This window comes from Flavobacterium sp., assembly GCF_044376915.1.
Lineage (GTDB): Bacteria > Bacteroidota > Bacteroidia > Flavobacteriales > Flavobacteriaceae > Flavobacterium.
The window spans coordinates 19,707-30,308 of record NZ_JBILKB010000016.1 but is presented as its reverse complement, the minus strand read 5'-3'; the positions used below and the strand labels follow the sequence as shown (position 1 = coordinate 30,308).

At 36.4% G+C, this 10,602-nt stretch carries 7 protein-coding genes; 1 reads left to right on the top strand and 6 read right to left on the bottom strand.

Features of this window, described 5'->3' with window-relative positions; all coding sequences use genetic code 11:
• Nucleotides 1-91: 91 nt before the first annotated feature.
• The 5 genes from ACIQ6Z_RS03135 to argS all read right to left on the bottom strand — a co-directional run bounded on the left by ACIQ6Z_RS03135 (nucleotide 92) and on the right by argS (nucleotide 6,864).
• A complete protein-coding gene (locus tag ACIQ6Z_RS03135; RefSeq protein ID WP_396209477.1) occupies nucleotides 92-280 on the bottom strand; it encodes a hypothetical protein in 189 nt (62 codons plus the stop codon).
• Nucleotides 281-341: 61 nt separating this feature from the next.
• Nucleotides 342-1,976 carry an MBOAT family O-acyltransferase gene (locus tag ACIQ6Z_RS03130; RefSeq protein ID WP_396209476.1) on the bottom strand — a complete coding sequence of 545 codons (1,635 nt, stop codon included), beginning with the start codon at nucleotides 1,974-1,976 and terminating at the stop codon, nucleotides 342-344.
• A gap of 59 nt (nucleotides 1,977-2,035) precedes the next feature.
• Nucleotides 2,036-3,448: a GDSL-type esterase/lipase family protein gene (locus ACIQ6Z_RS03125; protein WP_396209475.1), complete on the bottom strand. Its 1,413-nt coding sequence runs from the start codon at nucleotides 3,446-3,448 to the stop codon at nucleotides 2,036-2,038.
• Nucleotides 3,449-3,452: 4 nt separating this feature from the next.
• Nucleotides 3,453-4,883, bottom strand: coding sequence for a hypothetical protein (locus ACIQ6Z_RS03120; RefSeq protein ID WP_396209474.1), 1,431 nt, complete (start codon nucleotides 4,881-4,883; stop codon nucleotides 3,453-3,455).
• 196 nt (nucleotides 4,884-5,079) lie between these two features.
• Entirely contained in the window at nucleotides 5,080-6,864 is a 1,785-nt protein-coding gene (gene argS / locus ACIQ6Z_RS03115) for an arginine--tRNA ligase (protein WP_396209473.1), read from the bottom strand.
• A gap of 164 nt (nucleotides 6,865-7,028) precedes the next feature.
• Here argS and ACIQ6Z_RS03110 point away from each other — a divergent pair, with 164 nt between their 5' ends.
• Nucleotides 7,029-9,440: a TonB-dependent receptor domain-containing protein gene (locus ACIQ6Z_RS03110; RefSeq protein WP_396209472.1), complete on the top strand. Its 2,412-nt coding sequence runs from the start codon at nucleotides 7,029-7,031 to the stop codon at nucleotides 9,438-9,440.
• A gap of 98 nt (nucleotides 9,441-9,538) precedes the next feature.
• On the opposite strand, the gene ACIQ6Z_RS03105 is transcribed toward ACIQ6Z_RS03110, so the two are convergent.
• Nucleotides 9,539-10,546: a 3-oxoacyl-ACP synthase III family protein gene (locus tag ACIQ6Z_RS03105; RefSeq protein WP_396209471.1), complete on the bottom strand. Its 1,008-nt coding sequence runs from the start codon at nucleotides 10,544-10,546 to the stop codon at nucleotides 9,539-9,541.
• Between the last annotated feature and the right edge of the window lie 56 nt (nucleotides 10,547-10,602).

Sequence of the window (10,602 nt, the reverse complement as noted above, 5' to 3'; positions counted from 1 at the left end):
TGTTAAAACGACATCATAATTAAATGTAGTTTGTGCAACTGCCGTAGGCAAAACAAGCAATAATAGTACGATTATATATTTTTTCATGGTGCTATTTCTTAGGTATTTGACAACCATTTGCGCCACAACCAGCATTAAAAATAGCTTGAATTAAAAAGAATATACCAAACGCCACCAAAAACCACTCTTGCGTTTCATAGGCTTGAAAAAATAAGAATACGGCAAATGCCAATCGAATGATTCGCATGGCGTGCCAATTGGAAAACAGTAATTGCTTCATTGTACATTAGTTTGTCACAAATGTAAAGTATCGCTTCGTATTTGAATGTATCAAATGTTACTTAGAACTGAAAGTAAATAAAAGGTTGTGGTCCGGCAGATGCAGTGGCATAAACTACCCAAAACACAAATCCTAAGACTATGGCTTTGAAAACTAATGGAAGTGCCTTGAAAATGCTTTGCATAAAATTAACCAATTTTTCAGGCAGAAAATGCCAGATAAAACCAATAGCCATCAACATGCATACATTTTTATATCCCGAAAGAATTACCATCCATTGGTTGGGATCTAAAGTTACCTTACCGATATTTTGAATGACTTCAATGGCTGTTGTAAAATCTTTCGCTCGGAAGAAAATCCAACAAAACGTTACAAAATGGAAGGTCAATAGTACGGCAAAAAAGGTCCAAATAACACTAAAAATGGTTTTCTTTTTCTCCGCCTTTACAGGAAAATATTCCAATACTATTTTATGAACCGCAAGGGCAATACCGTGTAAGGCACCCCATATGATAAATCGTAAACTAGCTCCGTGCCACAAACCTCCTAATAACATCGTGGTCAATAAATTTACATTGGTAAACAGGGTGCGTTCTCGATCTTTAGAAAATAAAAACGTAAAAATAAAAACAGTAGTAGCCCCAACCGAAATAAACAATGGCAGGTGACTCGTTCCAATAAACGAAATGCTCCATAAAATGGCAATAAAAAAGAACAATGCAGGGAATAAGAATCCAGCAAAAGTTCCTTGACGATTACCGCCCACCGAAATGTATAAAAAGTCTTTCAACCACGTCGATAATGAAATGTGCCAACGGCGCCAAAACTCAGTAATCGAAGCCGATTGATACGGCGTTCTAAAGTTGGTTGGCAATTTAAATCCGAGCAACAATGCTACCCCAATGGCCATATCAGAATAGCCCGAAAAATCGCAATATATTTGAATGGCATATCCATAGGAAGCCATTAAATTTTCAAAGGCTGTATAACTGGATGGCGCATCAAAAACACGGTCTACAAAATTGATGGAGATGTAATCGGAAATAACAGTTTTCTTTAATAATCCACCAATAATAAGCAATAAAGCCCTGTTTACTTCTTCTTTGGTGATGTTTAATTTCTGATAAATTTGAGGTAAAAAATCTTTTGCCCTTACAATTGGACCGGCAACCAACTGCGGGAAAAACGAAACAAAAAACAAATAATCTACATAGTGTTTTGTAGGTTCGATTTCTTTGCGGTAAACCTCAATGATATAACTGATGGACTGGAAGGTATAAAAGGAAATACCCACCGGCAATATAATTTTTTGAAATGCAAAATGGGTTCCCGACACCGAGTTATAGGTATCGATTACAAAATTGGTGTATTTAAAATACCCCAAAAAACCCAAGTTTAAAATCACACTAAAGGCCAAGCACATTTTTTTATAAAATACACTGGTGGTGCGATGCACTAAATTCCCTAAATTATAGTCTACCACCGAAGACGCAACCAGCAATAAAAAGTAAATCCCACTCGATTTATAATAGAAAAATAAGGAAAAGGCAATCACATAAACCAAGCGCTGGTAGAACGTATTTTTCAAAGAAATATACAGGGCATAAAACACGATAAACAAGCCCAAAAATAAGCCCGAGTTAAACAATAATGGCTCTTTTGGATTGTATACAAACCAATTATTAACGGTTTCCATTGTTAGACTACCAAAGGTTTCCGTAAACCAATTTTGAAAAGTAAAAAGTGCTATCACTATTATTTTGTTGATTTATATGTTTCGTATGATTGCAAAAAAGCTTCAAAAAACAAGTCGGCTTGTTTTTCATAACCCATTTTTGAATAATGGACCTTATCGCGGGCCATCAACCCTTTTGCAGCATTATTAAAAATATTCTTATTTCCTCCAAAAACTTCAAACAAATCCCATACAGCATATCCTTTTGCAGGCGCATTTTCTTTGATCTTTAGCGCATAATCGGCTATAAATGTATTGGTGTATTTTCTATGTAAAACCGACGGTGGCGGTGTGGTTACTAGAATAGTTGCCATTGGTGCTTTTGCTTTTACTGAAGCAATCATCTGATCCAATTGTTTAAAATAGACTTCGTCACTTTGCTTGTCAAAACTTTCATTCGTTCCTAAAGAAATAACGATCAAATCGGGCTGCAAAGCAGGCAATTGCTCGTAAAACAAAGGAAACTTGTTGTAATCGGAACATTTTGCACCGTTTACACCAATGCCACTGTAGGTAATTCCGGGTGCGTTATTGCTCAAGACCAAACCGTTTAATGCAAAGGCATTGGAATTTGGATTGGGAATTAAGGTAATTTTGTCCAAAGGTTGTCCGGAAGCATAATCATGGGACAGCACTGTTTCGCTCAAATCGATCGGTATAAAAGTCGTTTTTGTAATCTTTTGGGGCTGGGTCCTCCCAATAGGAATGGTCAATATTTTCCCGTCCCGAATCAAATCGCTTTTTAGTCCGTTTGCTTTTTTTAACGCTTTCAAGGAAACGTTATACGCATCGGCAATACCTCCTAAAACTTCGCCTGGCTTGATTTTATGGGTTACTCGTTTAGGTACTTTTGTTGTGATTGTAGTATTTTTTTGGGCCAAGGAAACGGCAAATGAAGGGGTATTTTGTGGTGTAATTATTTGTAAATGTGTAAAATGGTATTGTGTATCTTTTACTTCCATTTGAATTGAAAATTCAGCCGAAGAAGGTTCTAAAGCGATTCCACTCAATCCCACAGGTCTTACTATATCGGCATAAAGGTTTCGAACACTCTGAAAATTACCCGTAGCCGAAAATCGAATGGGGGCACTATTATTGGTTTTGGCCACACTATAGGGAAACGTAAAGCCAAAACCGGCATTACCAAACACCGCTTGCATTTTGTTTCGCATTTGCGCGGTAAATAAATCAGCTTGTATATGAGAGTCGCCAATATGAACCACATTTACCTTACCAGATTTCGTTTGTTCCAATTGATACAATCGCTCAAACAATGCAACGAGTGCAAGGGTATTTTGAAGGCTGTTTTTATCAAATTTGAGTTCGACCGAATCTACGATCGTAGAATCTATGACCACTAATGTAGAATCCACCTCTTGTGCAAAACCAAAAGATGTTAGGAAAAAGAGTAAAAAGATAAAATTATGCTTCATCCATTTAATTTTCTTGCCAATTGGTTTTATCTTTCTGAGTAGAAAGCACTGGTTTGCGTTTTTTTCTTAAATTTTTGTACAATTCGTACCCTTGATTTAGTTGGCTAAATACAATATTGGCCACTTCTTTTGCGCCCCTGTGGTTAAAATGCGTATAATCTTTATTGGCTTTCGAAGGTGCGGTTTCTACCCATTTTACCATAGAACCTTCACCGCCCATTAATTCAAATAAATTTACAAAACTGGATTCTGATTTAATGGCATATCGTTTTTGAGCCATATTTAAAGGAATAACGGCTGCATCTGTTTTCATTTCTAAATCGTATTTAGAGGATTTATCAGCGGTCGAAATAATAACTATTGCCACTCCTGGAAAACATGCTTTAAGATGTTCCACCACTTTAGTCATACGTCTTTCATACCAAGAGTAATCCAGCGTTCCATAATTCAGGATATTCGCTCCATATTGCAAAACGATTAAATCATAATCCAATTTGGCATGAAAGGAATTCATTATAGCTTTATTAAATGTCCCTAATGGCAAACCCGAATTGCCACGATTGGAAAAATTATCGACATGCACTCCTTTTCCATCATCAAAATTAATTCCGTAAAAGGGGATGGAATCGGCTTTGGAAAAGTTTACTTTTAAATTTTTAAGATTTCCTTCCGCTAAAGTTAGGGTGTTTAAAATTGTTGAGGGCATTAATTTTCTTCCAATAGAATCGTTTGCACCACAAAAAACCCTTCCCGAATAATTCTTGGCGCTTCCATAAAACAAAGTAGGTCTCGGTAACTCAGTCGCAAATTTTGTTTGGGTTGCTCTAAATTTTACCCAGGTAACATTAGACGTGTCATTAGCAAAAAACACGTGGCCATTTACACCAAATGCTCGAGATGGTGTTTTAACTTTTAAAAAGGATTGTGCGTTCCAATTCCCAGAAAACTCATGAGTGATAGAGCTTCTTGAACTAGCCGATTCAGAAGTAATATTCACAAAACCAACCCCTTTTCCACCAAAACGCTCTTGCAAATAGGTTCGAAAGTCTTTTACAATTAAATCACCATCAGTCATGGAATCCCCAAAATAAGCAATACGAACATTGCCTTGATTTGCGGTCTCTAATTGGTATAATTTTTCAAAAAAAGTAACTAAATATTGATTCCCTTTATACGCTTCAAAAGTTTCTTTTGGAAATTGGATACCGTCTACCACTTTATAATCAATAATTTTATTTGATAAGGTATCTTTTTCTTTAATACTTCCATCTTTAGCGATGGCTTCTAGCAATAAACTATCCACTACTCTATTTTTAGAAGTAGCCGTACTATCTGGGAAAATTTTCTTAGGTAAAAATTCTTTAAACAACATAAAGGAAAGCGTGGAAAAAACCACTACCAATAATGCCTGAATAAAATATTTTGATGTGTTCATTACTAAAATTCCAATTTTTTAAATTCCAAAATCCATGGCCAAGTTTAAATTCTAGAACAATTGTTCTCGCTTTGCTCATATAGGTGTCTACTTTGTAAAAGATTTCTCTTTCATTGGAATGCCAATTATCCTAATTAGAAATTCCAAAATCCTAACTCCTAACTCTAATCTCGTAACTGCTAACTCCCTAATCAATTTACATGCGCTCTGGAACATCGATTCCTAGCAACTGAAATGCGTTTTTTATAGTATTTCCAACTGATTTTGACAATTGTACTCTAAATACTTTTTTATCTTGATTTTCTTCTCCTAAAATAGGAACCTGTTGATAGAATGAATTGAATTCTTTCACTAATTCATAGGTGTAATTCGCCACTAAGGCCGGACTATGATGCGCGGCGGCGTTTTGAATTACCTCTGGAAATAATAGTATTTGCTTGATCAATTCTTTTTCTTTTTCGTGCATTTCAACTTCACTCGATGTGACAACATTTTCAAAAGCAAAATCAGCTTTTCTCAAAATGGATTGAATGCGGGCATATGTGTATTGAATGAATGGCCCTGTATTCCCGGCAAAATCTACCGATTCTTCGGGGTTAAACATCATTTGCTTTTTAGGATCAACCTTCAACATATAATATTTCAAAGCACCCAAACCAATAGTTTGAAACAAAACTGCTCTTTCTGAAGACGAGTAGCCTTCTAATTTTCCTAATTCTTCTGAAATTTGTTGCGCAGTGTTTGTCATTTCAGTCATTAAATCATCTGCATCTACCACGGTTCCTTCTCTGGATTTCATTTTTCCAGAAGGCAATTCAACCATTCCATACGACAAATGATACAAACTATCAGCCCAATCAAAGCCTAACTTTTTCAAAATCAAAAACAACACTTTGAAATGGTAATCTTGTTCGTTCCCAACGGTATACACCATGCCACCAACATCAGAAAAATCTTTAACACGTTGTATGGCCGTACCAATATCTTGGGTCATGTACACTGCCGTTCCATCAGATCGCAGTACAATTTTACGATCCAAACCGTCTGCTGTTAAATCAATCCAAACCGAACCGTCGGGATCCTTTTCGAAAATCCCTTTTTCCAATCCAAATTGCACCACTTCCTTTCCTAACAAATAGGTATTGGATTCATAATAATAACTGTCAAAGTTAACCCCTAAATTATTATAGGTTTGCTCAAATCCATCATATACCCATTGGTTCATGGTTTTCCAAAGTGCAATTACTTCGGGTTTTCCTTGTTCCCAATCCAATAACATTTGTTGCGCTTCTAAAATGGAAGGTGCTTGTTTTTTTGCTTCGTCTTCGGTGTATCCGTTTGCAATTAATTCAGAAATCTCTTGTTTGTATTGTTTGTCAAAGGCTACATAAAAATTCCCCACCAACTTATCGCCTTTCAGCCCAGTCGATTCGGGAGTTTGCCCTTTACCAAATTTTTGCCAAGCCAACATCGATTTGCAAATGTGAATACCACGGTCGTTGATGATTTGTGTTTTATATACTTTTTTTCCGGAAGCTTTTAATATTTCAGCAACCGAATACCCTAATAAATTATTTCGAATGTGACCTAAATGCAGCGGCTTGTTTGTGTTGGGAGAAGAATATTCTACCATAACTGCCTTCTCGTTTTCATTTGGCATCACAAATCCGAAAGTATCATTGTCTTTTATAGAATTGAAACTAGTAACGTAATACGCATCCGATATGACCAAATTCAAAAAACCGCCCACCACATTATATTTTGCGACCTCAGCAGCATTAGAAATAAGGTAGTCTCCAATTTGAGTACCTATCGCAACCGGATTGCCTTTGACCATTTTTACCAAGGGAAAAACCACCACGGTAATATCACCTTCAAAATCTTTCCTAGTAGCCTGAAATTCAAAGGTATCGATAGAAATATCGAACAATTCCTGAACCGCTTTTTGGATGTGAGCCGTTAAAGTGTGATGTAATGTCATTTGTACCTGTTTTTAATAACGCGCAAATGTAATAAATAGTAATTACTGATTTATGAATAGCCCTTAGTTTTTTATCTGAAAAAAATAAAAAGTTAAAATAAATGTAACAATATGTCCGATTTGTTGTCTACTAGCTACCATTAATCATTACAACACCCCATTAAATGAAATTCAAATTAGTTATTACCTGCCTATTTTTAAGCCTTTATTACGGATTTGCTCAAAATTCGGGGAGCATCAAAGGAAAAGTTATTGATAAAAATTCGAAACAAGCCTTGCCCTACGTTAACATTGTAGTAAAAGATAACAATAAAATTGTAACCGGCGGGGTTACAAAAGACGACGGAAGTTTTTCAATTACAGCGCTTGCCGAAAAAAAATACACCGTTGAAATTCAATTTATTGGTTACTTAACCCTCACAAATTCTGTTGATTTAACAAAAGACGCACAATACAATCTGGGTGTCATTGCCATTCAAGAAGATGTAACTGAACTTAAAGAAGTGCAAGTAGTTTCTGATCGTTCCACCATGGTGCAAAAAATTGACCGTAAAGTAATTAATATTGGAAAAGATTTGATTGCCTCAGGTACGACTGCCTCTGAAATCATGAACAACATTCCTACCGTAAGTATTGATCCCCAAACCAAAGAAATTAGCATGCGCGGAAACAGTAACGTTCGTGTATTAGTAGACGGTAAACCATCTAATGTTTCCATCGAACAATTGTTACAACAAATTCCCTCGGCTTCCATCAAACAAATAGAGTTAATTACCAATCCTTCTGCCAAATACAACCCAGAAGGGATGAGTGGAATCATCAATATTATTTTGCATAAAAATTCGCAAGTCGGATTCAACGGTTCTATCAACACCGGCGTCACCTTTGGCATCACACCCAAAACCAATTCGGCTTTAAACCTTAATTACCGTGTAGGAAAAGTAAACTTTTACACCAACTATGGTTTCAATCATGGTATTAATGCCAACAACGGATTTGTAGAAAGTGAAAGACCGGGACAAGAAAACAGACAAGATTTTAAATTCAAAAATAAAAACAGTTCGCATTTGGTCAAACTGGGTATGGATTTTTACATCAACGATAAAAATACCTTATCGGCTTATACCAATCAAAGTTTTACAGCGGGTTCAGGAACCGGATTAACTACAGTTGTTTATGACGCGTTGACCAATCGAAATACCACACAACTTTTTGGGAGTTCAAGCAGCAATACCAACCAAACATACGATGTCGTTTTCAAACATGATTTTGACAAAAAAGACGAAAATTTGGAACTGCAATTCAATTACTCGCATACGGTAAACGACGAAGACACTCAGTATAATGAAACTGTTTTTAATCCCATTCAAACCAATGATCGCACCAATTTAGTAAAGGGAAAAACCGATTATTTTCAGTTCAACGCCGATTATGTGAATCCTATTTCGGAAAGTACGAAATTAGAAATGGGTGTGGAAACCAGAATTCAAAATTCGGGAAATGGATTTAATGATATCAATCCTCAATTTACAAGCGCCGACAATTCTTTTGGGTTTGGCCGAAATATACATTCTGCTTATACCAACATCAGCAAGCAAATTGGAAAATGGAACGGCCAATTGGGTGTGCGTTTAGAATATTTTGAATTAGACGCCAACTTTGCTTTACGTGAAACCAATCCTACGTTTACTGATCGCCAAAAAATATCGGACAAATTAATTACAGCATATCCATCGGCCTTTTTTACGTATACGGCAAATGAGAATAATTCCTTTAACTTCAATTATTCAAGACGTGTAGATCGCCCAAGTATTGGACAAATAAGCCCTATCAGAGAATGGACAACCCCCTTAATGGAATCAAGAGGTAATCCTGAGTTGGCGCCACAATTTACCAATTCATTTGAAGTAAATTACACCAGAAACACCAAATTAGGTTCAATTACTAGTGGTGTATTTTACAGAAGCATTTCTGATGAAATTTCGAGAACAGTATCTAACGATCCCAACAATGTCAATCGGAATATCTTATCGTATGATAATTTTGACAACAATAATGCTTACGGAATTGAATCTTCGGCGAATTTAAAATTCTTCAACTGGTGGTCTATTAATGCAAGTGCTGATATCTACTTTAAAACGGCAAAAGGTACCATTCAAAATGCCAGCACCAATATGCTTGAAAATGCAGCAGTAGATGTAACTACTTTCAATACTAGAATTAATAATAGTTTTACGGCTACAAAAGATTTACGTTTTCAATTGTTTGGTATGTATAGAGGACTCGATAAAGGATTGCAATATGAGCGTAAAGCCATGTACAAAATGGATTTTGGTGCTACCTACAATGTATTAAAAGGAAAAGGAACGGTAACCCTTCGCTACAACGACGTGTTTGAAAACATGCGATTTGCTTTTGATGGAAATATCCCTTACCAACAATTGGGCGCTTTTTATTGGGAAAGTCAAACGTTTTATGTAGGATTCAATTATATTTTTGGTGGTGGAAAAAACAGGGCTTTGGCAAGAAAACAAAGAGATACCAACGAAACGCAAGGCGGTGGTGGAATGTTCTAATTTAGTTATTAGGCATTAGGCAAAAGTAAAAAAGCGTTCTGAATTTTTCAGAACGCTTTTTTACTATATTTTATTTTCTTTGTTCTATTCTCTAAAAATTACCATTTGATAATCACACTTCCCCAAGTAAAACCAGAACCAAAAGCAGCCAAGACCACTACATCACCCGATTTTATTTTACCTTGTTCCCAAGCTTCTGTCAACGCAATTGGAATGGAAGCGGCGGTGGTATTGCCATACTTTTGAATGTTATTGAAAACCTGATCGTCTGTTAACCGGAACTTCTGTTGGATGAATTGAGAAATTCTCAAATTGGCCTGATGAGGCACCAACAAATTGATATCGCTAACTTCTAAAGTATTCGCCTGTAAGCCTTCATTGATAACTTCGCTAAAACGAACTACAGCATTTTTAAAAACAAATTGTCCGTTCATGTATGGGAAATAACTCTCATCATTTGGATCGTTATCCGCTATGATATCGGTTACCCAACGTTTCCCCATTCCGGGAGCAATCAATGCCAATTCTTCGGCATGTTGCCCTTCTGAGTGCAAATGGGTTGATAAAATTCCTTTTGTCACATCGTCTTCTCTTGAAAGTACGGCTGCTCCTGCTCCATCACCAAAAATTACAGAAACACCCCTGCCTCGAGTGGTCATGTCCAATCCGGTAGAATGCAATTCGGAACCAATAACCAAAATATGCTTATACATTCCAGTTTTGATATATTGATCGGCAATTGAAATAGCATACACAAAACCCGAGCATTGATTACGAACATCTAAAGCGCCAACCGTTCGCAAGCCCAAATCGCGCTGTACTAAGACACCCGGACCTGGAAAATAATAGTCGGGACTCAACGTAGCAAAAATGACAAAATCAATGTCTTCCTTAGCTACACCGGAACGTTCAATTGCAATTGTAGCGGCTTTGACTCCCATTGAAGTGGTAGTGTCTTCACCCCTTATCACATGACGACGCTCTTGGATTCCTGTTCGTTCTTGAATCCATTCATCATTGGTATCCATTTTTTGAGCTAAATCATTATTTGTTATAATATTATCTGGAACATAATAACCTAATCCCGATATTTTTGAATGGTACATAGCTTTATCGATTTAAATTTTAGGGTACAAAAATATGAAATAATTAAATTGGCTTG